The sequence below is a fragment of the Micromonospora sp. NPDC051227 genome (genome assembly GCF_044455385.1).
Classification (GTDB): Bacteria; Actinomycetota; Actinomycetes; order Mycobacteriales; family Micromonosporaceae; genus Micromonospora.
In genome coordinates this window covers 166,661-189,104 of sequence record NZ_JBITET010000002.1, presented here as the reverse complement: position 1 = coordinate 189,104, position 22,444 = coordinate 166,661, and the positions used below count along the sequence as shown (strand labels likewise).

Annotated in this window: 25 protein-coding genes; 11 read left to right on the top strand and 14 right to left on the bottom strand. The window is 73.2% G+C overall.

All coding sequences use genetic code 11. From position 1 onward, the window contains the following. Nucleotides 1-33 precede the first annotated feature (33 nt). The gene (locus tag ACIA47_RS05075; RefSeq protein WP_396705623.1) at nt 34-549 is read left to right on the top strand and encodes a GNAT family N-acetyltransferase; all 516 of its coding nucleotides are present in this window, start codon (nt 34-36) and stop codon (nt 547-549) included. A gap of 24 nt (nt 550-573) precedes the next feature. Here the strand turns inward: ACIA47_RS05075 and ACIA47_RS05070 are convergent, their stop codons facing one another. The 3 genes from ACIA47_RS05070 to ACIA47_RS05060 all read right to left on the bottom strand — a co-directional run bounded on the left by ACIA47_RS05070 (nt 574) and on the right by ACIA47_RS05060 (nt 2,194). Continuing rightward, nucleotides 574-1,044, bottom strand: coding sequence for an aldo/keto reductase (locus ACIA47_RS05070; RefSeq protein ID WP_396705621.1), 471 nt, complete (start codon nt 1,042-1,044; stop codon nt 574-576). After that, on the bottom strand, nt 948-1,358 hold the full coding sequence (locus ACIA47_RS05065; protein WP_396705619.1) for an aldo/keto reductase: 411 nt from the start codon (nt 1,356-1,358) through the stop codon (nt 948-950). The genes ACIA47_RS05070 and ACIA47_RS05065 overlap by 97 nt, the downstream gene beginning before the upstream one ends. Before the next feature lie 83 nt (nt 1,359-1,441). Beyond that, nucleotides 1,442-2,194, bottom strand: coding sequence for an SDR family oxidoreductase (locus ACIA47_RS05060; protein ID WP_203126493.1), 753 nt, complete (start codon nt 2,192-2,194; stop codon nt 1,442-1,444). Nucleotides 2,195-2,296: 102 nt separating this feature from the next. On the opposite strand from ACIA47_RS05060, the gene ACIA47_RS05055 reads away from it, so the two are divergent. Next, nucleotides 2,297-3,139 (top strand): helix-turn-helix transcriptional regulator, encoded by an 843-nt coding sequence (locus tag ACIA47_RS05055; protein ID WP_396705617.1) that lies wholly within the window; start codon nt 2,297-2,299, stop codon nt 3,137-3,139. On the opposite strand, the gene ACIA47_RS05050 is transcribed toward ACIA47_RS05055, so the two are convergent. Beyond that, nucleotides 3,070-4,104 carry a DUF5937 family protein gene (locus ACIA47_RS05050; protein ID WP_396706371.1) on the bottom strand — a complete coding sequence of 345 codons (1,035 nt, stop codon included), beginning with the start codon at nt 4,102-4,104 and terminating at the stop codon, nt 3,070-3,072. The genes ACIA47_RS05055 and ACIA47_RS05050 overlap by 70 nt on opposite strands. Before the next feature lie 130 nt (nt 4,105-4,234). On the opposite strand from ACIA47_RS05050, the gene ACIA47_RS05045 reads away from it, so the two are divergent. Continuing rightward, a complete protein-coding gene (locus ACIA47_RS05045; RefSeq protein WP_396705615.1) occupies nt 4,235-4,765 on the top strand; it encodes a nuclear transport factor 2 family protein in 531 nt (176 codons plus the stop codon). Between the two features lie 64 nt (nt 4,766-4,829). Here the strand turns inward: ACIA47_RS05045 and ACIA47_RS05040 are convergent, their stop codons facing one another. Beyond that, nucleotides 4,830-5,681, bottom strand: a complete 852-nt coding sequence (locus tag ACIA47_RS05040) for an aldo/keto reductase (protein ID WP_396705613.1) — start codon at nt 5,679-5,681, stop codon at nt 4,830-4,832. A 97-nt stretch (nt 5,682-5,778) separates the two neighbouring features. Then, entirely contained in the window at nt 5,779-6,744 is a 966-nt protein-coding gene (locus ACIA47_RS05035) for a LysR family transcriptional regulator (protein WP_396705611.1), read from the bottom strand. 52 nt (nt 6,745-6,796) lie between these two features. Between ACIA47_RS05035 and ACIA47_RS05030 the strand changes: the two genes are divergently transcribed. Both ACIA47_RS05030 and ACIA47_RS05025 read left to right on the top strand, forming a co-directional pair. Continuing rightward, entirely contained in the window at nt 6,797-7,720 is a 924-nt protein-coding gene (locus tag ACIA47_RS05030; protein WP_396705609.1) for a serine hydrolase, read from the top strand. A 154-nt stretch (nt 7,721-7,874) separates the two neighbouring features. Continuing rightward, a complete protein-coding gene (locus tag ACIA47_RS05025; RefSeq protein WP_396705607.1) occupies nt 7,875-8,852 on the top strand; it encodes an MBL fold metallo-hydrolase in 978 nt (325 codons plus the stop codon). Nucleotides 8,853-8,895: 43 nt separating this feature from the next. On the opposite strand, the gene ACIA47_RS05020 is transcribed toward ACIA47_RS05025, so the two are convergent. Genes ACIA47_RS05020 through ACIA47_RS05010 form a run of 3 tightly spaced genes read right to left on the bottom strand, consistent with a single transcriptional unit; the run spans nt 8,896 to nt 11,286 of the window. Next, on the bottom strand, nt 8,896-9,435 hold the full coding sequence (locus tag ACIA47_RS05020; RefSeq protein ID WP_396705605.1) for a DUF1697 domain-containing protein: 540 nt from the start codon (nt 9,433-9,435) through the stop codon (nt 8,896-8,898). Between the two features lie 28 nt (nt 9,436-9,463). Further along, the gene (locus tag ACIA47_RS05015; RefSeq protein ID WP_396705603.1) at nt 9,464-10,132 is read right to left on the bottom strand and encodes a response regulator; all 669 of its coding nucleotides are present in this window, start codon (nt 10,130-10,132) and stop codon (nt 9,464-9,466) included. Further along, nucleotides 10,129-11,286 (bottom strand): sensor histidine kinase, encoded by a 1,158-nt coding sequence (locus ACIA47_RS05010; protein ID WP_396705601.1) that lies wholly within the window; start codon nt 11,284-11,286, stop codon nt 10,129-10,131. The genes ACIA47_RS05015 and ACIA47_RS05010 overlap by 4 nt, the downstream gene beginning before the upstream one ends. A gap of 170 nt (nt 11,287-11,456) precedes the next feature. On the opposite strand from ACIA47_RS05010, the gene ACIA47_RS05005 reads away from it, so the two are divergent. Genes ACIA47_RS05005 through ACIA47_RS04995 form a run of 3 tightly spaced genes read left to right on the top strand, consistent with a single transcriptional unit; the run spans nt 11,457 to nt 15,700 of the window. Further along, nucleotides 11,457-12,206 carry an ABC transporter ATP-binding protein gene (locus ACIA47_RS05005; protein ID WP_396705599.1) on the top strand — a complete coding sequence of 250 codons (750 nt, stop codon included), beginning with the start codon at nt 11,457-11,459 and terminating at the stop codon, nt 12,204-12,206. Beyond that, nucleotides 12,200-14,623 (top strand): ABC transporter permease, encoded by a 2,424-nt coding sequence (locus ACIA47_RS05000; RefSeq protein ID WP_396705597.1) that lies wholly within the window; start codon nt 12,200-12,202, stop codon nt 14,621-14,623. The genes ACIA47_RS05005 and ACIA47_RS05000 overlap by 7 nt, the downstream gene beginning before the upstream one ends. Before the next feature lie 42 nt (nt 14,624-14,665). Continuing rightward, nucleotides 14,666-15,700 carry a hypothetical protein gene (locus ACIA47_RS04995; RefSeq protein ID WP_396705595.1) on the top strand — a complete coding sequence of 345 codons (1,035 nt, stop codon included), beginning with the start codon at nt 14,666-14,668 and terminating at the stop codon, nt 15,698-15,700. A 1-nt stretch (nt 15,701) separates the two neighbouring features. Here the strand turns inward: ACIA47_RS04995 and ACIA47_RS04990 are convergent, their stop codons facing one another. Genes ACIA47_RS04990 through ACIA47_RS04975 form a run of 4 tightly spaced genes read right to left on the bottom strand, consistent with a single transcriptional unit; the run spans nt 15,702 to nt 18,740 of the window. Then, the gene (locus tag ACIA47_RS04990; protein WP_396705593.1) at nt 15,702-16,265 is read right to left on the bottom strand and encodes an SOUL family heme-binding protein; all 564 of its coding nucleotides are present in this window, start codon (nt 16,263-16,265) and stop codon (nt 15,702-15,704) included. Between the two features lie 32 nt (nt 16,266-16,297). Next, nucleotides 16,298-17,047: a hypothetical protein gene (locus ACIA47_RS04985; protein ID WP_396705591.1), complete on the bottom strand. Its 750-nt coding sequence runs from the start codon at nt 17,045-17,047 to the stop codon at nt 16,298-16,300. Nucleotides 17,048-17,049: 2 nt separating this feature from the next. Beyond that, nucleotides 17,050-17,847, bottom strand: coding sequence for an ABC transporter permease (locus ACIA47_RS04980; protein ID WP_396705589.1), 798 nt, complete (start codon nt 17,845-17,847; stop codon nt 17,050-17,052). After that, nucleotides 17,844-18,740, bottom strand: coding sequence for an ATP-binding cassette domain-containing protein (locus ACIA47_RS04975; protein WP_203120951.1), 897 nt, complete (start codon nt 18,738-18,740; stop codon nt 17,844-17,846). The genes ACIA47_RS04980 and ACIA47_RS04975 overlap by 4 nt, the downstream gene beginning before the upstream one ends. A 133-nt stretch (nt 18,741-18,873) precedes the next feature. On the opposite strand from ACIA47_RS04975, the gene ACIA47_RS04970 reads away from it, so the two are divergent. The 3 genes from ACIA47_RS04970 (at nt 18,874) to ACIA47_RS04960 (ending at nt 21,409) form a co-directional block, all read left to right on the top strand. Next, nucleotides 18,874-20,127: a sensor histidine kinase gene (locus ACIA47_RS04970; protein ID WP_396705587.1), complete on the top strand. Its 1,254-nt coding sequence runs from the start codon at nt 18,874-18,876 to the stop codon at nt 20,125-20,127. Continuing rightward, nucleotides 20,106-20,855: a response regulator gene (locus ACIA47_RS04965; protein WP_396706369.1), complete on the top strand. Its 750-nt coding sequence runs from the start codon at nt 20,106-20,108 to the stop codon at nt 20,853-20,855. Before ACIA47_RS04970 ends, ACIA47_RS04965 begins: the two co-directional genes overlap by 22 nt. A 200-nt stretch (nt 20,856-21,055) precedes the next feature. Next, nucleotides 21,056-21,409 (top strand): hypothetical protein, encoded by a 354-nt coding sequence (locus tag ACIA47_RS04960; RefSeq protein WP_225855057.1) that lies wholly within the window; start codon nt 21,056-21,058, stop codon nt 21,407-21,409. Nucleotides 21,410-21,511: 102 nt separating this feature from the next. Here ACIA47_RS04960 and ACIA47_RS04955 read toward each other — a convergent pair whose 3' ends face one another. Next, nucleotides 21,512-22,291, bottom strand: a complete 780-nt coding sequence (locus ACIA47_RS04955; RefSeq protein ID WP_396705585.1) for a D-Ala-D-Ala carboxypeptidase family metallohydrolase — start codon at nt 22,289-22,291, stop codon at nt 21,512-21,514. Nucleotides 22,292-22,444: the final 153 nt, after the last annotated feature.

Here is a 22,444-nt window from a genome sequence, read left to right as displayed (position 1 = left end):
CGGCTTGACTGGGGGTCGACGAACGGGGGCGGTATGGCGCAGGTACGCATCGAGCAGTGGCACGAGGACGATCTCGACCTGCTGCGGCAGCTCAACTCACCGGAGACCCGCAAGTACACCGGCGGCCCGGAGACCGACGAGCAGGTGCTCGCCCGGCACGACCGGTACGTGCACTTCTCCGGCACCGAGCAGGGCTGCATGTTCACGCTGGTGCTGCCGGACGGGGCACGGGCGGGCAGCGTCGGTTACTGGGCCCGCGAGTGGCGCGAGCAACAGGTGTACGAGCTGGGCTGGGCGGTGCTGCCCGCGTACCGGGGGCAGGGGCTGGCGACCGCGGCGGTGCGCGCGGTGGTGGACGTCGCTCGCGCCCGACGGGACCGGCACCACGCCCACGCCTACCCCTCGGTCGACAATCCCGCCTCGAACGCGGTGTGCCGCAAGGCCGGCTTCACGCTGCTCGGCGAGACCGGTTTCGAATACCCGCCGGGGCAGATGATGCGGGCCAACGACTGGCAGCTCGACCTGACCGCCCCACCGACCGCAAGCTGAGGCCGGCGGGGCGGCCGGTGACTGTCACCAGGTGGTGTCGAGGCGGTGCCGTTGCTCGGCGGTCAGCTCCAGGTCGACCGCTGCCAGGCTCTCCTCCAGTTGCGCCACTGACGAGGCGCCCACCAGCGGGATGGACGGCAGCTCACCGCCGAGCAACCAGGCGAGCACCACCTGGTTGACGGTCGCGCCGCTCTGCCCGGCCACCTCCCGCAGCGCGGCCAGTCGCCGGGGCGCGCTCGGCAGGTCGTACGCCGAGCTGAGCGGCTTGTCCGCCCGGGTGAACGCCCCCTTGAGCAGCGGCGAGTACGCCACCAGGGTCAGCTCGGGCTCGGCACGCAGGTAGCTGAGCAGGTCACCGCTGACGCCGCCCGGCTCGCCGTCCGGGTCCAGTTCGCTGATCAGGTCGGTGCGGTTCGGCAGGTAACTGCGGTGGTACTGGAGCACCTCGTACCCGGGCAGGCCGGCGGCGGCGACCAACGCGCGGGCCCGCTCCACCCGCCAGGCCCGGTGGTCCCCGGGGACAGCGGTCGGGCGCCCAGTTTGGTGGCGATGACGATCTCGGCGCCGACGCCCCGGCTGCGCCGCCACCGGCCGAGCAACTTCTCACTCTGCCCGCCCTGTCCGCCGTCCACCCAGAACGCGTAGTTGTCCGACGTGTCGATGAACGTGCCGCCGGCCTCGACGTACCGGTCCAGGATCGCGTACGAGGTAGCCTCGTCGGTGGCGCTGCCGAAGAGCATCGCGCCGAGGCTGAGCACGCTGACCTCGCGTCGGGTCGCCGGGTCGGCGCCGATCGTGCGGTACCGCATGGGGGTCTCCTCTCGTGCGCCCTACCGGTGGGCGCACGAGTCACACTGCCGGCTGGAGCGCACTCCAGGTCAAGCGCCCATCGTCACCAGGGCAGCACGCCGTACCCGCCGCCGGCGTCCATCTGGAAACCCCAGAGCAGCCCGGTCGGTCCGTCGGCCGGCAGGGTCGCCAGGTGCACGCTCACCTCGGCGCCCTGCTCGGCGGTGCGGAAGCCGCTGTTGCCGTTCAGGTCGGTGGCGCAGTAGCCCGGGTTCGCCGCGTTCACAGTGATCGGGGTGTCCCGCAGTTCCTTGGCGTACATCGCGGTGAGCATGTTCAGCGCCGCCTTCGACGACGGGTACGGCACGGAGGTCAACTCGAACAGCGCGCCGTTCGGGTCGGTCATCACCGCGATCGAGCCGACCTCGCTCGACACGTTGACGATCCGGGCGGCCGGTGCCCGACGCAGCAGCGGCAGCAGCGCGTTGGTCACCGTCACCACCCCGAAGACGTTCGTCTCGTACAGCCGGCGCAGCGTTGCCACAGTGGTCTCGCTGGGCAGCCCCCGAGCGCCGTCGGCGAGGATGATGCCGGCGTTGTTGACCAGTACGTCCAGCCGGCCGTACTCCGCCTCCACCCGCTTCGCGGCGGCAGTCACCGACTCGGCGTCGGTGATGTCGAGCGGCAGGAACACCGCGTCCGCGCCGCCGTCGCGCAGTTCCCGTTCGGCTGCCCGACCCCGCTCGGCGTCCCGTGCGCCCACCAGCACTGTCATCCCCAGGGCACCGAGCTGCCGGGCGGTGGCGAAGCCGATTCCCTTGTTGGCCCCGGTGATCAGGGCGATCTTGTTCGTCATGCCGTCGAGCGTGTCCGCGCCGACGGCGTCCGGGGAGAGACGGGCCGATGCTGGGACCGGTGGTACCACCCTGGCCGGCCCGGCCCGGGGCATGCTGGGGGCATGACGAGCAGCGGCCTGCGGCGTGACGAACTGGCGGCGTTCCTGCGTACCCGCCGCGCCCGGCTGCGCCCCGCCGAGGTCGGGCTGCCCGAGGGCGAACGCCGACGCACCCCCGGGCTGCGCCGGCAGGAGGTCGCCCAGCTCGCCGGCATGTCGATCGACTACTACATCCGGCTGGAGCAGGGCCGTGGGCCGCACCCGTCCCGGCAGGTGCTCGCGTCGATGGCCCGGGCGCTGATGTTGAGCCGGGACGAGCGCGAGTACCTGTTCCGGATCGCCGGGGAGAACCCGCCGCCGACCGTCGGCCCGAGCCGGGAGGTGACGTCCGGGCTGCGGCACCTGCTCGACGCGATGACCGAGACCCCGGCGTACCTCGTCGACGCCGCGTACCACGTGCTGGCCTGGAACCGCATGGCCTCGTACTTCCTGGGGGACCTCGCGGCCGTGCCGGACGCGGAGCGCAACATGATCCGCTGGACGTTCCGGCAGCCGGTCACCGAGGGCCACTGGACCGATGCCGACGCCCGCCGCTTCGTGCACAGCACGGTGGCGGACCTGCGGGCCGCCTACGGCCGCTACCCGGCCGACCCGGCGATCCGTGATCTGGTCACCGAGCTGCTCGGCACCTCGCCGCGGTTCGCCCAGCTCTGGGCCGAGCACGAGGTGGAGGAGCGCCGTCCCGTGACCAAGCGGGTGCCGCATCCCCACCTGGGGTCGTTGGAGTTCGAGTGCCGGGTGTTGCTGGTACCGGAGACCGAGCAGCGGCTGATCGTCTACGTCGCCGAGCCCGACTCGCCGACCCAGGCGGTGTTCCACCGGATCGCCGAGCGCGTCGTAACCTGACCTGCCCGGCACCCGACCAGCCCGTCCCCGTGGTCGGACCGCCGGTAGAGCACGCTGTGCCGCTCCCGAGTGCGCACCACCAGGCCGGAGCGCAGCAGCACCCCCAGGTGGTAGGAGACGGTGGCCGGGGCCAATCGGTGTCGCTCGCTGAGCTGCCCGGTGGACCGGGGAACGTCCAGGTCCGCCAGGATCGCTGCCCGGCTCGCACCGACCAGGTCACCGAGCCGATCCGCCCGGCGCTGGACTGTCGGCCCGGCGCCGACCGGGTAGACCAGCACGGCGTTGCCCTCGTCGCACAGCTGGGTGGAGAGCTGAGGCCAGGCCAGCGCCGACGGAGCGAGCACCAGCTCCGCGCCGGTCAGCGCGGTGGTGATCCGGTACGAGCTGTCGATGGTCAGCGACCTGCCGGTCCAGCCGACCTTCGGGTGCAGGCTGTTGAGCATGCTGCCCACCCCGGCGGTGGCCATCGTGGTGGCTCGCAGGGCCAGCTCGGCCTCCAGCGTGGTCCGCACAGCTGGCCACTGCTCGGCGAGCGCGGCCCGCCAGAAGTGGCGCAGCCCGTTGGTGACCCGCCGGGCCAGGCTGCCGTCCTCGACCGCCGTGCGGATCCGCGCCGGGATCCCGCCCGCCGGAAACCGCTCGTTCACCTGCGCCGCCACCTCGTCGGCGGGCGTCGCGGCCGCGGCCGCCAACTGCTGCTCGAAGGCCGCGTCGAGCGGACCCAACGGCGGCTTCGGCGTGAGCAGGTCCGGCGTGTAGCCGAGCCGGCCGGGCGGCGTCACCAGCTCCGCTACCAGGGCCACGTCGGGGTGCCGCAGCGCGGCGCGGGCCGACGGACCGGGATCGCCATGCACCGGGTGCCCGAAGCGCGACAGCGCGGCCCGCAGCCAGGACGTCACCTCCGAGGCCGGCGAGATCGCCAACCGGAGCCGGGCGAGGCTCGAACCGTCCAGGTGAGCGACCATCACACGGCGGATCGTACAAGCGGTGGCGTCGATGTGGTGTCGGCATTCGAACTGGTTCGAATCAGTACCCGGCGGCGCGACGGGTCGGGTTGGCTGCGACGGCAATGCCACTCGTCCTGAGGAGAAACCGATGCGTCCACCCGCCTCCGCCCGTCCCGCCGGCCGGTTCGGCCGCACGATCGCCCTGCTCGGGCTCACCGCCGGCCTGCTCGCCGCCGCTCCGGCCGCGGTGTCGGCCGCCGCCCCCGGCCCAGGCGACACCACAACCGGGGAGGCGGCGGCCCGCAGCTGCGAGCGCGCCTTCGACCGCGCCGTCCGGGCGTACGTGGAGACCACCGCCCGGCGCGACCTGGACGGCTTCGCCGCGCTGCTGCACCCCGAGGTCACCTCCGTCTTCGCCTCCGACGGGGAGGTGCTCGACGGCAAGCGAGCCACAGTGGACTGGCTGCGCGGGTTCTTCGCCGACGACTCGTGGACCCAGTCTTTCAGCGTGGCGAAGCAGACCGTGGTGGGCTGCCGGACCGGGTTCGTGCTGTTCGACTCCGTCTACGCGGTGCCAGCCACCGGCACCAGGGTGCCGCTGTTGATCGGGGTCAGTTACACGTACCAGCACGGCCGGTGGCTGGTGTTGCAGAACCAGGACTCCGTGGGCCGGATCTGACCGGGGGGTCGACGACGGGGGAGGGGCGGGCGCCAGCGCAGTGGGCGCCCGCCCCAGCGTCAGGTCAGTTGGGCAGGTAGGCGAAGGTGTCCGGGTTCGGGCCCTGCCGGCCGGCCTCGCCCTTGTCCAGCGCGGTGATCCGCTCCATCGCCGCATCGTCCAACTCGAAGTCGAAGATCCGGGTGTTCTCCTCGATCCGCTTCGGGGTGGTCGACTTCGGGAAGATGATGTCGCCGCGCTGCACGTGCCAGCGGAGCACCACCTGCGCCGGGGTCCGGTCGAGCTGCCCGGCGATGTCGACGACAGTCGGGTCGTCGAGCACCTTGCCCTGCGCGATCGGCGACCACGCCTCGGTGAGGATGTTGTGCGCACGGCCGTAGGCGCGGACCTCGTCGTTGGTGAAGTACGGGTGCGCCTCGATCTGGTTGACCGCCGGCACGACGCTCGCCTCGTCGGCCAGCCGCTCCAGGTGCGGCACCTGGAAGTTGGAGACGCCGATCGAGCGGGCCCGGCCGTCGCGCTGGAACTCCTCCAGCACCTTCCAGGTCGAGACGTAGTCGCCGTCGTACAGGGTCGGCAGCGGCCAGTGGATCAGGAACAGGTCGATGTGGTCCATCTTCAGCGCCGCCAGCGTCGAGTCGAACGCCCTGCGGGCGTCGTCGGGGCGGTGGAAGGCGTTGTTGAGCTTGCTGGTCACGTAGACCGAACTCCGGTCGAGGCCGGACACGCGTACCGCCTCGCCGACCTCGGCCTCGTTGCCGTACATCTCGGCGGTGTCGATGTGCCGGTAGCCCACCTCCAGGGCGGTGGTCACCGCCGCGACGGTGTCCTTCGGCTCGATCTGGAACACCCCGAAGCCGAGCTGCGGAATGGTGGTGCCGTCGTTCAGGCTGATGTCGGGAATCGTGATTGCCACTGCGGCTCCTTCGCGTCTTCGTTTCCTGTCATCCATACCCGGGTGGGTGGACGATCCACCGCCCAACCGGGGGTGACGAACACAACGGCCGGTCGGTTCACCCGGTCGTGTCGAACAGCACCGGCCATGGCCGTGCCGCCGGCACCGACGTCGCGGGCGGTGCGGGCGCGGTGGGCTCGGCGTCGGCCAGCACCTCCGCGGCGAGTTGGCCGAACATCGCCGCCGCCGGGTGCGCCGACCGGTCCGGCCAGGCCGCCGAGGTGCGCTTGGCCAGCGGTGCGTCGGTGATCGGCCGCCAGGCCATCCGGGGTTCCCGGCGGGCCACCGTCGCCGGTTCCACCGCCACCCCGCCGCCGGCCAGCACCAGCCCGCAGAGGAACTCCGGGTTGCGGGCCGGGCGCACCCGCCCCGGGCGCCAACCGTGCTGCCGGCACACCGCCAGCAGGTGGTCGTGCCAGCCGGGGGCGGTGGCGCGGGGAGCGGCCACCAGATCCAGACCGGCCAGCGACGCGAGCGTCACCTCGCGTCCGCGGGCCAGCGGCGAGGTGCGTGGCAGCAGCACCCCCAGGGGTACGTCGACCGGGGCGCCGAAGCGCAGCCCGTCCGCCGCCACCGGGTGATGCACGAGCCCCACGTCCAGGGTCCGCTCGGTGAGCATCCGCACCTGCTCGGCAGTGGTCAGCTCGTGCAGCTCCACGTCCAGGCCGGGCGCCCGGGTGGTGAGCCCGTCCAGCAGCGAGCGCAGCGTCACGGCGGGCGTCTCCGGTGGCACCCCGGCCCGGAGTACGCCCAGCTCACCGGCGCGGATCTGGCCCATCAGGCTGCGCAGTCGACCCTCACCGGCGAGCAGTTCCTCCGCCTCGCCGAGCAGCAGCTCACCGGCGGTGGTGAGGCTTACCTGGCGGCGGGAGCGGTCGAACAGCTCGACCGTCAGCTCCCGTTCCAGCCGCTGGATCGACTGGCTCAGCGGCGGCTGGGCCATCCCGAGCAGCTCCGCGGCCCGCCCGAAGTGCAGTTCGTGTGCGACCACCACGAAGTGCCGCAGGTGCCGGAGCAGATCCACGGCCGGGACCCTACGCCAGCGCGGTCACCGCGGCGCTGGATACCGTGCTGGCGTGGACGTGGAGGAACGCATCGGGGCCATCTTCGCCGCCGTCGGGGTGACGGCCAGCCTGCACGTCGTGGACCTGGACTCCGTCGACCTGAGCGCCGTCGATGGCGGCGGCCCGGCCGGCGGCGTTCGCGAGGTCGGGGTGCGGGCCGACGAGCAGGTGGTGATCGCCTCGATCTTCAAGATACTGCTGGTGTTGGAGTTCGCCCGGCAGGTGGAGGCCGGTCAGCTGGACCCGACCGAGCGGGTCGTGGTCACCGCCGCCGACCGGCTCGGTGGGTGGGGTCTGGCCGGTTGCACCGACGACGCCGAGGTGTCGCTGCGCGACCTCGCGTACTTCGCCATGTCGGTCACCGACAACACGGCAGCCGACCTGCTGCTGCGCCGGGTCGGCCCGGACCTGCTGCCGATGCTCGCCGTCGAGCTTGGGCTGACCCGTACCCGCGTCCTCGGTGGTCCTCGGGAGTTGGTCGAGACGATGCTCGCCGACGTGGGCGCCCGGACCGAGGCGGAGTTCGCCCGGATCTTCCCCACGCTGACGGCGGACCGGGTTAGGGCCATGCGGGTCTTCGACCCCGCGCACACCACGTCCAGCACCGCCCGGGAGATCACCCGGCTGCTCACGCTGATCTGGCGGGACGAGGCCGGGCCGGCGGCGGCCTGCGCGATGGTCCGCACCTGGATGGCCCGGCAGATCTTCTGGACCCGGCTGGCCGCCGGTTTCCCGCCCGGCGTCCGGGTCTCCGGAAAGACCGGCACCCTGCCCGGGTTCCACCTGGAGGCCGGGGTCGCCGAATACCCCGACGGCGGCCGGTACGCGATCGCCGTCTTCGCCCGCGCCGAACAGCTGACCCCGCGCCGCATAGACGTGGACCTGGCCATGGGGGAGGCCGCCCGGACGGCCGTCGAGGTGCTGCGCGGCGACTGATTTCGCGGCCCTCCGAGCGTCGCCGCACCCCCGCCGAGCAGGACCGATATCCGTCGGCGTATCGAAGCCGACGGCCCTTGATCTTGGACCGCGGCCCGGTGCCGCTGGTTGGCTCGTGGTCGACACATCACCCGACCACGGGGAGTAGATCCGCATGCCCAGTCTCGACCGCCGACGCTTCCTGCGCGACGCCGCCGCCACCACCGCCCTGGTCTCCGCCGGTGGCCTCGCCGCCGGCGTCGCCACCCCGGCCCAGGCCGCGCCCCCGACCGCCGCGCCCACGCCGACCGCTCGCCGCAAGGGCGCGGTCAGCTTCCGCTGGTGGGGTACGGCCGGCTGGCGCGTCGACATCGGCGACCGCACCGTTCTCGTCGACCCGTTCCTCAGCCGGATCGACACCGGGCTGTTCACCGGGGCGTTCAAGACCGATACGGCGTTGACAGTGCGCACCGACGTGATCGACCCGCGGGTCGACCGGGCCACGACGGTGCTGGTCACGCACACCCACTGGGACCACTTCATGGACGTGCCGTACATCGCCGAGCGCACCGGGGCGCGGGTGTTCGGCACGCTGACCGCGTACCACCTGGGGTTGGCCTACGGGTTGCCGTCGGCGCAGCTCAGCGCCGTGAAGGGTGGGGAGGTGCTGGACTTCGGGGACCACAGCGTCGAGGTGGTCGGCTCGCTGCACAGCCGCAACCCGTCGTACTCGGTGGCCTTTCCCGGGGTGCGGGTGAGCCCGCCGCCGCAGCCGGCCACCATCGCCGACCTGCCGGAGGGCGACACGCTGGGCTACCTGCTGCGGGTCGACGGCGGACCGTCGGTCTACTTCACCGGGGCCAGCGACGTCGCCGAGCGGAACCTCACCGGCCTCGCGCCCGACGTGGCGATGGTGGCCATGCAGAACGCCACCACCACCGGCGACTACCTGCCCCGGCTGCTGGCCGGCCTCGACTACCCGAAGGTCGTGGTGCCGGTGCACTACGACAACTTCGAGACGGCGTTGCAGAACCCGCCGCCGGTCGCCCCGACCGACCGCACCCGGCTGAACGAGATGATCGCGGCGGTGCGTCGGATCTCGCCGCGCAGCCGGGTGCTGGTGCCCGAGTACGAGACCGCGTACCACTTCTGAGCAGCGTCGGTGGGGGTCGCCGGGCGGCGACCCCCACCTGAGGTCAGGAGGCGGTCATCTCCGCCAGGGCGCGCACCGACTTCCAGTTGCGGGAGGTGGCCACCACGCCGAGCTGCTTCTCCAGGTACGCGTTCGTGAACTTCGACCGCCCGTAACCGCCGTCGACGTAGTGCAGGAACACCTCCCGGCCGGTCACCGTGAACGACACGTTCTCGCCACCCGGCACGGCCAGCACATCCACAGTGGACGGCTTCGGTGCGGTGGCGAGGAAGGCCACCAGCAGTCGCGTCGGGTCGTCCTCGCGGTCGGCGTACGGGTTGCCGCCGGCGATCGCCGCCAACTCCCGGCCGCTGCGCACCAGCACCGGCACGGTCAACGCCAGCTCGTCGGTGAGCGCCCGCGCGATGCCGTCGGCCAGCTTCTCGGCGTCGCGCACGGTGCTGCCGAAGGCCACGTTGCCGCTCTGCAAATACGTAGTGACGTCCTCGTGCCCGAGGTCGGTGACGATCCGGCGCAGGTCGGCCATCGCCAGCCGGGTGGTGCCGACGTTGACCCCGCGCAGCAGGGCGACGTACCGGGTCATGGCTCCTCCTCGGGTGCGGACAACCCGCTCAGCGTAGGCCGCCCGGCCCCACCAGGCCCGTCTCGTACGCGACGATGACCAGTTGCGCCCGGTCGCGTACCGCCAGCTTGGTCAGCAGCCGCCCGACGTGCGTCTTGACGGTGGCCTGGCTGAGGTTGAGGTGCGCGGCCAACTCCGCGTTGGACAGGCCCCGGGCGATCAGCGCGAGGACCTCCCGTTCCCGATCGGTCACCCCGTCGAGCTGCCGGGGCAGCGGCCGGGTCGGCTCCGGCTGCCGGGCGAACTCGTCGATCAGCCGGCGGGTCACCGTCGGCGCGAGCAGCCCCTCCCCGGCCGCGACCACCCGGATGCCGGTCAGCAGGTCCGCCGGTGGGGTGTCCTTGAGCAGGAACCCGCTGGCTCCGGCGCGCAGCGCCCCGTAGACGTACTCGTCGAGGTCGAACGTGGTCAGGATGATGACCCGGGTGTCGGCCGTCGCCGGGTCGCCGCAGATCCGCCGGGTCGCCTCGATGCCGTCCATCTCCGGCATCCGGACGTCCATCAGCACCACATCCGGCCGGTGCTGCTCGGTCAACGCGACAGCCTCCACGCCGGTGCCCGCCTCACCGACAGTGGTGCAGTCCGGGCTGAGATCCACCAGCAGCCGGAAACTGCCGCGCAGCAGCGCCTGGTCGTCGGCGATCAGCACGCGGATCACGCGGCCACCCGGTAGGCGAGGCTGGCCGTCACCGCGAAGCCACCGTCGGAGCGGGGGCCGGCGCGGAACTCCCCGCCGTGCAACGCCACCCGTTCCCGCATGCCGATCAACCCGTGCCCCTCCCCGCCGAGCAGGACCGGCCGCCGGCCGTCGTCGGTCACCTCCACCCGCACCTCGTCCGGCAGGACGGTCACCGTGGCCCGGCAGGCAGCCGGGGCCGCGTGCTTCACCACGTTCGTCACCGCCTCCTGCACGATCCGGTACACCGCGAGGCCCACCGATTCCGGCACCGCGCCGGCCGGCTCGTTCCGCCGCACGTCGAGCCGCACGTCGACGCCGCCGATCGCCGCCTGCCGGGCGAGGAGGGGCAACTCGTCCAGCCCCGGCGTCGGCGCGTACGGGCTGTCCTCGCGCAGGACGCCGAGCACCCGACGTACGTCGGTCAGCGCGGTGCGGCCGGTCTCCTCGATGACCCGGAGCGCGGCGCCGGCCTCGCGGGGGTCGGCCTCGGCGACGTGGTTGGCGACGGCCGCCTTCACCACGATGAGACTGAGCGTGTGCGCGACCACGTCGTGCAGCTCGCGCGCCACCCGCAACCGCTCCTCGGTGGCAGCCTGACGGACCAGCTGATCACTCTGCCGGGTGGCGAGGGCGCGCCGCTCCCGGATCTGCCAACCGATCATCCAGGCGGGCGCGACCATGACGGCGGCGTAGACGACCGCGCCGGTCCGCGACCAGAGGTCGCCCGCTGTCAGCACCAGGCCGACGCTCACCAGCGCCAGACAACCGGCGGCGCAGAGCATCGACCGGCGGGTGGGCGTCGCCACGGCCACCGTGTAGAAGGACAGGCCGATGGCGAACGCCGGAGCGGCGGCCGCGAAGTTGGGTATCACCCCGGTGATCAGCGCGACGGTGGCGATCGAGCTGATCACGACGGCCACCGTCATCGGCCACCGTCGCCGGACGGCCAACGGCAGCCCGAGGGCCATCCCGACCAGCACCGACACCCAGAGCGGCTCGCGTACGCCGCCGTGCAGCGGCGACTCCAGCGCCGCGTACGGGCAGAGCAGCCCACCGACGGCTACCGCCAGCAGGGCGTCCACGGTGTACAGGTCCACCGGCCGCATCCGTCGGGTCAGCAGGAGAGCGGTCACCCGTCGAACGGTAATGGCCGGGCCGGGTCGGCCGCGTCCGCCTGCGGGTGGTCATCCCGCAGGACGACGCGTCGGCGGTTTTAGGCCCCGGACTCCACCCGGGGGAGGGCCGGAAGGTGCCCGCCCCGGCACGACGCGCCGCACCCCCGGCATTCGGCACCGTAACGGCCATGACCACAGACACGGTGACCCTGACGGGGCTGCGCGCGGTGTATGGCACCGGAACCCGGCGGGTGACGGCGCTCGACGGCGTGACCACCGGCTTCGCGAGCGGCACGTTCACGGCGGTGATGGGCCCCTCCGGCTCGGGGAAGTCCACACTGCTGCACTGCGCGGCGGGGCTGGACCGCCCGACCGAGGGGACCGTCACGATCGACGGCACCAACCTCAACGACCTCGGTGAGGACGAGCTGACCCGGCTGCGGCGGGACCGGATCGGCTTCGTCTTCCAGGCGTTCAACCTCGTGTCCACGCTGACCGCCGCGCAGAACGTCGAGCTGCCGTCGCGCCTGGCCCGGCGCCGCCCGCCGGCCGGAGACGTCGCCGCCGCCCTCGACGCCGTCGGCCTCGCCGACCGGGCCGGGCACCGGCCGAGTGAGCTGTCCGGCGGGGAGCAGCAGCGCGTCGCCGTGGCCCGCGCGTTGATCACCCGTCCGGCGGTGGTCTTCGCCGACGAGCCGACCGGGGCGTTGGACAGCGCCTCCTCCCGGCAGGTGCTCCGGCTGTTGCGGGCGCTCGTCGACGACCACGGGCAGACAGTCGTGATGGTGACCCACGATCCCGCCGCCGCCGCGTACGCCGATCGGGTCCTCCTGCTGGCCGACGGCCGCGTCGTCGATGAGCTGACCGGCCCGATCACCGCCGCCGTCGTCGCCGCGCGGATCGCCGAGCGGGAAACCGTAGCGGAGTCGTCGTGCTGAGCGTCCGACGGTCAGCCAGCGCGTTCGTGGCCGTCGCCATCGGGGTCACGCTGGTCGCGGCGGCCACACTGCTGCTCGCCTCCGGGCGCCCGCAGGTGCCGGACCGGCTGGCGCGGGCGGCGGTCGTGGTGCAGAGCCCCGAGGCGGGTGCGTCAGCCGACGAGTTCCTGCCGACCCGGCCCTGGTCCGCCAGCGCGGCGGCGGAGTTGGTCGGCAGGCTGGCCGGTCTGCCGGACGTGGTGGCGGCGGTGCCGGACCGCACCTTCTACGCGCAACCGCTCGTGAACGGTCGACCCTCGGCCGCCGACACCCGGCGCGAGGACGCCTACCAGGGGCACGGCTGGTCCAGCGCCCAGCTGGGCGGGCTGCGCCTCACCGCCGGCGAGCCACCTCGCCGGCCCGGCGAGGTGGTCGTCGACAGCGCGCTCGGACTGCGCGCCGGTGCACCGGTCACGCTGCTGACCGCTGTGGGCCCGGAGTCGTACACCGTCACCGGTCTGGTCGACGGACCCGGCGTCCACGTCACGGACGAGGTCGCCGCCGCGCTCGCGCCCGGCGTGCGGGCCATCGGGCTGGTGCTCGCGCCGGACGCCGACTCTGAGCGGGTCGCCACGGCGGCTCGCGGAGTCGTCGGCGTCGACGGACGGGTACTCACCGGTGACGCCCGTGGTGCGCTGGAGCCGCGCGGCGACGCCCGTACCCGGTGGATCGGCATGCAGGTGCTCACCGCCACGGCGGCCCTCGCCGGCTTCGTCACCGTGTTCGTGGTCGCCTCCACGTTCGCGTTCACCATCGCGCAGCGCCGCCGTGAGCTGGGCCTGCTGCGCGCCGTCGGCGCCACCGGACGCCAGGTCCGCCGCATGGTGTACGCGGAGGCGCTCGCCGTCGGCGCGTCGGCGGGGATCGTCGGCCTGTTGGTGGGCGCGGCGCTCGCCCCGTTGCTGGGTCGGCTGCTGGTCGACGTCGGCTACGAACCGTCGACCTTCCGGGTCCGCTACGAACTCTGGCCGGTCGCGGTCTCGCTCGCCGCCGGGCCGGTGATCGCGTTGCTGGCCGTCTGGTCGGCGTCCCGCCGGGCGGCGCGGGTCCGCCCGTTGGAGGCGTTACGCGACGCCGCCGTGGAACAGCGGTCGATCGGACGGCTGCGCGCCGTCACCGGGGTGCTGCTCGTCGCGGCGGGGGCCGCGCTCAGCGTGGGCACGGCGACCGCGGACGAGGCGCGGGTGGGGGCGCAGTACGCGCTCTACGCGGTGATGGCGCTGGTGGCTGGCGCCACAGTGCTCGCCCCGGTGGTGGTCGGGCCGCTGGTGTGGCTGCTGCGTTCCCCGGTGCGTCGGCCCGGTGGCGCGATCGGGATGCTGGTTCGGGGCGGGGCGTTGACCGCGACCCGGCGGACCGCCGCCATCGCCGCGCCGGTGTTGCTCACTGTCGCGTTCGCGGTGCTGGTGTCCGGGATGGTGCGCACCACCACCGCCGCGTACGCGGCAGGTCGGGCGGACAACGTGAACGCCGGCTGGATCGTCGTGCCGGACCGCGCGCCCGGCCTGTCCGACCGGGCCGTCGCCGCGACCGGTGGCACCGCGCTTCTGCCGACCACCGTCTACCGCACCGACCCCGGAACATCGCCGCAGAATCGGCCGATGACCGCGCTCGGCGTGGACCCGGAGGGCTTCGCCGCCGCGAACCGGGTGCTCACCGTCGTCGCCGGCTCGCTGAACGACCTGGAGGGCGACGACACGGTGGTGGTCACCGCCTCGACGAACCGGCTGCCGTCCGAGCCGTACCCGGTGGTCTTCGCCGACGGGACGACGGTGTCGTTGCGCGTCGTCGCCGTGGTCACCGACACGTCGATCCCCGGCGACCTGCTCGTGCCCCGGGCAGTGGTGCGAGCGCACGACCCGTCGGCGCTGACATCCACCGTGTACGTCCGGGACCGGATCGATCCGCCGGTCGGCGCGCGGATCCTCGACGTTCCGGGCTGGGCGGCCGAGGCGGACGCCGCCGAGGACCGCCTCGTCTGGCTCTTCACACTGCTGCTGATCGGGGTGTCCGGGGGTTACGGTGCCATCGCGGTGGCCAACACGCTGCTGCTGGCCGCCGCCGGCCGCGCCGCGGACCTGCGGCTGATCCGGATGGCCGGGGCGACCCGACGGCAGGTCATCTGGCTGGTCACGGCGGAGTCCGCCCTGGTGGTCCTGATCGGCGCGTTGCTGGGTGGGGCTGTCGCGTTCGTCGGTCTGCTCAGCATCAGCGCCGGCCTCGCCGAGCAGGTCGGCGCCCCCGTCGACCTGGTGGTGCCGTGGTCGGTGGTCGCCGGGGTGGTGGGGCTGTGCCTGCTGCTCGCGGTGCTGTCCAGTGTGTTGCCGACGTGGCGGCTGCTGCGCCACCGTCCCGCCCGGTCACCGGTCGGCGGATGACCGCGCCCCCCGCGCGGGCGATCGGGCCGTTACCGTCCACTGATGCGATCCGTGCGCCCGGTCGGGCTGCTCCTCTCCGCCGCCGCCGTCGCGCTCTGGGCGTACGGCATGACCACGTGGCAACCGCTGACCGAGCCGCTCGGCCCGTGGTCGGAGAGCCTGCCGGGCAACAACGCCTACTGGGCGCGCGACCTGCGGTTCATGGCGATCATGGCGGTGCCGCTCGGGCTGGTGCTGGCCGGGCGGGGGCAGGTGCGGTGGAGCGGTCCGGCGGTGGTGCTGGGCGGCTGCTGGATCGCCGCCGACGTGGCGATCGACCGGGCCGACCTGATCGGCGTCGACGCGACGGTGTGGCTCGCCGGCGCCGGCTGCGCCGTGCTAGGCGTGGTCGCGGCGATTCTGCTCTGGTGGGAGCGGGCCGCGACGCCAGCGTGGGATCCCGACACGCAGTCGACAGGGGAGCGTGGCACGCCGTCGGCGGCCGACCGGCGGGTGCTGACCGGCGCGGCCTGCGTGGCCGGGGTGCTGACGCTGGTGGCGGCCGGGATGGAGTCACCGACCGACCGGGAGCCGGAGCTGAACCAGGGTGCCCTGGCCACCGGGGCGCTGCTGGTGGTCCTGGCCATCGGCGCCGCGCTGGCGGCGGCTCCGGCGCGGACCCGCCCTCGGGTCGGCCTGGCGGCCGGCCTCACCGTGGCGGGCCTGCTCGGCGTCGGGCTGGTCCGTGCCGTCGCGCCCGGCGAACGACTCCTGCCGGAGGCCGCTCTCGGGGCGGTGCTGCTCACCGGGGTCACCCTGCTGGCCTGGGACTGGCCGGGCGGCCGGCCGATCTGGCGGCACCACGCCCTGGCCGCGCTCATCGCGTTGGTGGGCCCGTTGGTGTTCCTGGTGGCCACGGCCGTCTCCATGATGATCATGCTGCCGATCGGCGCGACGCTCACCGAGCTGGCCGATAACAGCCCGATCAACTCCGCCGACTCCGACCTGCTGGTCTCCCTGGCCGGGCTGATCGCCGGGCTGGGGATGGCAGTGCTGCTCGCGCGGCCCAGCATCGAGGACCGCCGGCAGCTCAGGTAGCTCACTCGACGACCGGCAGCACCACCTCGTTGCGGCGCAGGAACCACGGCTTCCACGGCGGGTCGAAGCGCGCGTACCGGATGGCGCCGGTCGGTTGCAGCCCGGCCGCGGTCACCGACCGGCCGAGCATGGTGGCCCGCTGGCTGAACGCCTGCTCCGTCCACCGCCCGGAGAACCGCATCGCCGCCGCCAGCCGCGCCGGAACCGCACGGATCCGCACCCGGGCGTCCACCGGCTCGGGCAGGGTGGCGGTGGTGAAGGTGGCCGGCATGACGAACTGGATCAGGTACGCGCCCGGCCACTCGCCCTCGATCTGCACCACCGGCACGGTCATGGCGATCTTCTCCGAGCCGCTGGCCGCCGCCATCGCCGGCGCGGCGGAGCCGATCGGGTGCCGGGCCCGATTGGCGCCACCGATGTACGCGGCCAGCGGCCGGAACGCCTCGATCGGCGCCCGGGTGAACGACGCCTGGATCTGCATCTCGGCCACCAGGTGGGCGGGGTACCGACGCAGCTCGAACCCGGGGTGTCGGGACACCACCCGGTACGGCTGCTGTTCGGTCATCGCGCGGCTCCCACTGTCTGCTGGGACAGACGCTACCGCCCGTCCGCCTCCCGCTCGGCCGAAGTCGGCCGCTCCGGCCCGGGGGCGAGGGTCCGGGTGGTCAACCGCCAGTACTGCCGCTTGCCCTCGTCGCGCAGCACGACACCGATCTGGCCCAGCTCGCGGCGTAACTCCCGGGCGTCGTCGCGGCGGTCCCGCTCGATCGCCCGGTCCCGGGCCCGCAGCAGCGCGTCCGCGCCGGCCGGCAACCCGGGCAGGTCCGGAACCCACAGCCGGTACGCCGACCGGTGCGGGTCGTCGTCCGCCCAGCCCCAACCGTGCTCCCGGAACGCCGCCGCCAGTTGGGCGGCCGGCAGATCCGTGGACTCCCGGACCAGTTCCGCGCCGTCGGCGTCCAGCAGCACGAGGTGCTTGTCGGCGAGGAAGACCACCCGGGCGTCCACCCGGGGGACGGTCCGGTTCTCATCGGAGCGGCGCAGCCGAACCTGCGCCGCGTCGACGGTGACGATCAACCGTTCGGCGGTGCCGATCCCGGCGATGACCAGGCCGGCCAGGACGCCCACCCCGATGGTGCCGGCGGTGGCCTGCGGCTCGGGCAGCCGGTCCAACCACTCGATCAGGTCGCCGAACGGCACCCAGGGCAGCCGGGCGAGCCAGCCCGTCGCCGCCGCGAGGAGCCATCCGGCGCCCGCGCCGAGCAGCGGGAAGCCACCCCACAGGACCGCCAGCTCCAGCGGGCCGCCGCTGACCACGGTGCGGGGTCGGTAGCCGGCCATGTCCATGGTCAGGACACCTCGCGGCGCAGCGTCCGGAACAGCCCGGCGGCCAGCGGGAGGACCATCCAGACCAGCAGGGAGACCGCTATCCGCCCCCACTGCCCGCCGGTGACGGCGTCGCTGCTGAACAACGGTTCCATGGTCTTGCTGGTGTCCAGCCATTCGGACGGACCGCGCAGCGGCTTGACCATCTCGCCGAGCACCCCCCACAGGGTGGGCAGCAGCAGGTAGCCGACGATCGCCAGCGGCGGGTTGAGCAGCAGCAGACCGAAGGCGGCACCCATCAACACGCTGGTGACCTGGAGGACCGCCGCGTTCAGGACCAGCGACCAGTCGAACTGCCAGGTGCCCGCCCCGCCGGTGGCGGAGGCCACAAGCGTGCCGACGGCGGCGACCGCGAGGCTCGCCAGCACCGAGGCGAGCGCGGTGAGCATCACGGCGAACAGCTTCGCGGCGACCACCCGCTCCCGGCGGGGCACCAGGGCGTACGTGGTGAGGGCGGTGCGCTGCGACCACTCACTGGTGATGGACAGGATGCCCAGCACCGGCAGCAGCACCGACACCGGCAGCAGCGAGGGGACGAAGAAGTTGAGGAAGGTCTGGTCGGCGTCGCCGGCGTAGATCAGTTGCAGGGTGACGATCGCGGCGGTGGCCAGGCCGATGGTGATCAGCAGCCAGCGACCGGCCCGGGTGTCGACGAGTTTGCGCAGCTCAACGCCGGTGAGCCGCAGCAGCGACGGTCGGCGTACCGGAGTGTGGTGCCGGGGCGCGACGGCGCCGGCGGCGGGCGCGGTGGTGGTGGTCATCGGACGGCCTCCTTGGTCGATTCGCCGGCGGTCAGGGTGAGGAAGAGCTGTTCGAGGCCACCGCCGCTGGCGGGGCGCAGCTCGGCCAACGCGACGCCGGCATCCGCGGCGGCCTGGCCGACCGCCTCGGCGTCGGCCTGCACGAGCAGTCCTTCGGAGCTGTCGGCGGCGCTCAGCCCGGCCACCTCCAGCGCCCGGCGCAGCGCCGCGCCGTCGCGGGCCCGGACCACGGTGCCGCCGCCGGCCAGCAGTTCGTTCTTGTCGCCCTGGGCCACGATCCGGCCGCCCCCGATAACCACCAGCCGGTCCGCGACCGCCTCCACCTCGCGCAGCAGGTGGGAGGAGAGCAGCACGGTGCCGCCCCGGTCGGCGAAGTCGCGCAGCAGGCCGCGCATCCAGAAGATCCCCTCCGGGTCCAGGCCGTTGGCCGGCTCGTCGAGGATCAACACCCGGGGGTCGCCGAGCAGCGCCTGCGCCAGCCCGAGCCGTTGGCGCATGCCCAACGAGTACGCCCGTACCCGACGCTTCGCCGCCACCGCGTTCAACCCGACCAGGTCGAGCTTCGCGGCGACCTCGCGCCGGTCCAACCCCATGGTGTACGCGGACAGCGTCAACGCCTCGCGGCCCGTGCGCCCGGCGTGCTGGGCGGAGGCGTCCAGCAGCACCCCGACCTCCCGCCCTGGACTGGGCAGCTCCTGGTACAGGTGCCCGGAGACGGTGGCGCGGCCGGCGGTCGGTCGGGTGAGCCCGCAGATCATGCGCATGGTCGTCGACTTGCCGGCGCCGTTGGGGCCGAGGAAGCCGGTGACGGTGCCCGGCTCGCACTGGAACGACACGTCGTCCACCGCCGGGTGTGGCCCGTATCGCTTGGTGAGGTTCTCCACGGTGATCATGTGGTCGAGCCTGCCCGCGCCGCCCGGCCATCCGCTGCGGCCAGCGGTCGGTGCCGCGTCGACCTTGGTCGATCATCGGATCTCGACTTTGGTAGCTGGTTACCGGGGCCCGATGCTGCCTAGCATGGGCGTCGTGACCAGCCTCGCCGTCCCGGAGCACCCCTGGCTGCTGCCAGGGGAGCTGGTGGTGTCGGCTGACCGTGGGCGCACGCGTCCGCGCCGCACCACCCGCGACTGGATCGTGGACAGCGTCGCGTTCCTGATCTCCCTGCTCTGGGTGTTGTTCGCCACCGCGGACGCCCTGTCACCGGATCCGGCGATGGCGGTCCCGCTGCCACACGACTGGATGACCGGCGTGGACGCGCTGCTCGGGCTGGTCTGCTGCGGGCTGCTCTGGCTGCGCCGACGGTGGCCGCTCGGGCTGATCATCGCCACGACACCCCTGACCCTGTTCTCGATGGCCGCCGCCATCCCGCTGCTGATCTTCTACTTCACCGTGGTGGTGCACCGACGGACCGCCATCGCGATCGCGGTCACCGGTGCGGGTCTCGTCACCAACCTGGTCTTCAGTTGGGTGCGCCCGGATCCGCACATGTCGTACTGGGAGACCACTTCCTGGGGCGTGGTGCTCAGCTTCGCCGTGCTGGCCTGGGGGATGTTCGTCCGGGCCCGCCGGCAGTTGATCGTGTCGTTGCGGGAGCGGGCCGAGCGGGCCGAGGCGGAGCAGCAGCTGCGGGTCGCCCAGGCCCGCCACCTCGAACGCACCCGGATCGCCCGGGAGATGCACGACGTGCTGGCCCACCGGATCTCGCTGCTCAGCCTGCACGCGGGTGCGCTGGAGTTCCGCCCGGACGCGCCGGCCGACGAGGTGGCCCGGGCCGCCGGGGTGATCCGGGGCAGCGCGCACGCCGCCCTCCAGGACCTGCGCGAGGTGATCGGGGTGCTGCGGGCCGAGGACGACGGTGGTGGCGACGCGCCGGAGCCGCCGCAGCCCACCCTCGCCGACGTGCCGGCGCTGATCGCCGAGTCGCGGTCGGCCGGGGTTCGGGTGAACGTCAGCGACAGCGTCGTCAGCGCCGGCGAGGTGCCGGCGGCGCTGGGCCGGGCCGCGTACCGGATCGTGCAGGAGGGGCTGACCAACGCCCGCAAGCACGCGGCCGGCGCGGCCGTCACCGTGGATGTGGCCGGCGGGCCGGGCACCGGGCTGAGTGTGGCGATCGGCAACCGGTGGCCGGTCGGCGCACCGGCGGGCGGCACCTTGCCGGGTGCCGGCACCGGCCTGGTCGGCATCAGCGAGCGGGTCACCCTGGCCGGCGGGCGGCTCGCCTACGGTCGGGACGACAGCGGTGACTTCCGGCTGGCCGCCTGGCTGCCGTGGCCGGCGTGACCAGCCCTGCCGGCGCAGCCGGACCGCCGGACGCGACCGGGCCGGCCGACGCGGCCGCGCCGCCGGTGCGCGTGCTGATCGTGGACGACGACGCGTTGGTCCGGGCCGGGCTCTCGATGATTCTCGGCGGTCTGCCGGACCTGGCAGTGGTCGGCGAGGCGGCCGACGGTGGCGAGGTGCCGGCGGCCGTCGCCGCGTACGCCCCGGACGTGGTGCTGATGGACATCCGGATGCCCCGCGTCGACGGGCTGACCGCCACCGAGGTGCTGCGTGCCCAGCCGCACCCGCCGGAGGTGCTGGTGCTGACCACCTTCGACGCCGACGAACAGGTGCTGCGGGCGCTCCGCGCCGGGGCGGCCGGTTTCCTGCTCAAGGACACCCCGCCGGCGGAGATCGTGCGCGCCGTACGCCGGGTCGCGGCGGGTGAGGCGACGCTCTCGCCGACGGTGACCCGGACGTTGATCGCCCACGTGACCGCCGCCGCCCCCGGCCCGGTCGGCCCGGACCCGCGCCGCGAACGGGCGCTGCGGTTGCTCACCGAGCTCAGCGAGCGGGAGCGGCAGGTGGCGGTCGCGCTGGGGCGGGGCCACACCAACGCGGAGATCGCGGGGGAGTTGTTCATGAGCGTGGCGACGGTGAAGGCGTACGTCTCCCGGCTGCTGACCCGACTGGAGCTGAACAACCGGGTCCAGGTGGCGCTGCTCGTGCACGACGCCGGCCTCGTCTGACGGTCGGTCGGCCGGCTTGTCGGCGGAGGATCTGCTTACCGCGTACCGGAATTGAACTTTCGTCCGGTGTCCGCCGTACCCATGGCCGAGGATGTCGGTGCGGTAGGTCCGCCGTACCGCTGCCGAACTGCGGGAGGCCTGCCGTGCGAGTTGGTGAGCAGTCGACGGATCCCATCGATCAGGTACTGGGTGAGGTGCCAATGCCGGCACCACTGACCCCGGAGGATGTCCGGCTCGCGGTCCGGGCGGTGGTCGTGCACACCGCCGAGGAGTGGCCCACCGGGCCGCTGTGCCGCAACGACGGCGCCTCCTACCCGTGCCGTCTGCACCGTTGGGGGCGTCGGGTGTTGGAGACACACGGGCTCAACGAGCGGCAGATCGAGGCGTTGATCCGGCATGGCAATCCGTTTGTGCACGTGCCGTTCCCGTTCACGGCGACCGGGCCGTCGCGGCAACAGGCCGCGCGAGTCGTCCCCCAGGGGGTACGGCCCACCGCTGCTGGCCGGCCGGTGACTCCCCCCGTCACCGCGCCGCGCTGGCCCCGGGCGAGCTGAGCGCGCCACCCCTCCGCCCATCCGACCCGGGGCGACACGACGTCGGCCCGGCGCGAAGATTCCCCCTCCGCGTCGGGCCGACGTCGCTTCGAGCGGGTGGGCTCAGTTGCCGACCCCGCAGTCCGGGGCGGACCAGCTGGTCGTGTTCGAGCTGTCGTCGCTGTTGTTCTCCCGACGCGAGTCGACGTGCACGTGGTCGTCGTGGTCGGGGTAGCCCGGCCCGTAGATCCCACTGAAGCCGTTGTTACGGGCGCCGCGGGCGACCTGGCACAGCGAGGACGTCCGTGAGGTCACGTCAGCCGCGTTGCCGTACAGGTGTTGGCTGTCGGACGCGCCGCCGACCTGGTTGTTGCAGGCGCGACTGCGGAACCCACTCGACACGTAGAGCGGCTTGTCACCGAGGCCCTTGCGCAGCGCCTCCAGCTTCCACATGGTGCGCAACGCGTTCTGCTTGGTCTGGTTCGCCGACAGCGGGCCGCCGCTCCACCCGCTCCCGCCACAACCGTTGTCCAGCTCGCCGTAGTTGAAGTGTGCGGGCGTGCAGTCGTTGTCCTGGAGTTGGTACAGCTTGGCGAAGGTCTGTGGGCCGGCGATGCCGTCGGCGCGCAGCCCGTACGCCTGCTGGAACCGCTTGACCGCGGCGGCGGTCTTCGGCCCGTAGCGGCCGTCGTTCTCCACGATGTCCCGGTAGCCGGCCCACCCGGCGACCCGGATCTGCAACTGGCGGACGTCGTCGCCGGAGCGCCCCTGGGTCAGGGTGCGGTTCCAGGTGTAACAGCCGTCCGCGTGCGCCGCTGGTGCGGCGATCACTGTGGCGATCGCGGCCCCAGGCAGTGCCAGGGCGAATGCGACGGCGACCCGCTTCAAGGTGTTTACGCGCACAGAAGTCCTCCCGATAGGAGAGCGAATGGGGTGGCTCCAGGACATCGACCGAGAAGTCCCGTGATTTCCACCCTCGCACTGATCAGTGCCGTTGGAGGTGGTTAACGAGAATCGTGCTCACAATCCGCTGTCCCTGGGTATTGACTGGGAATT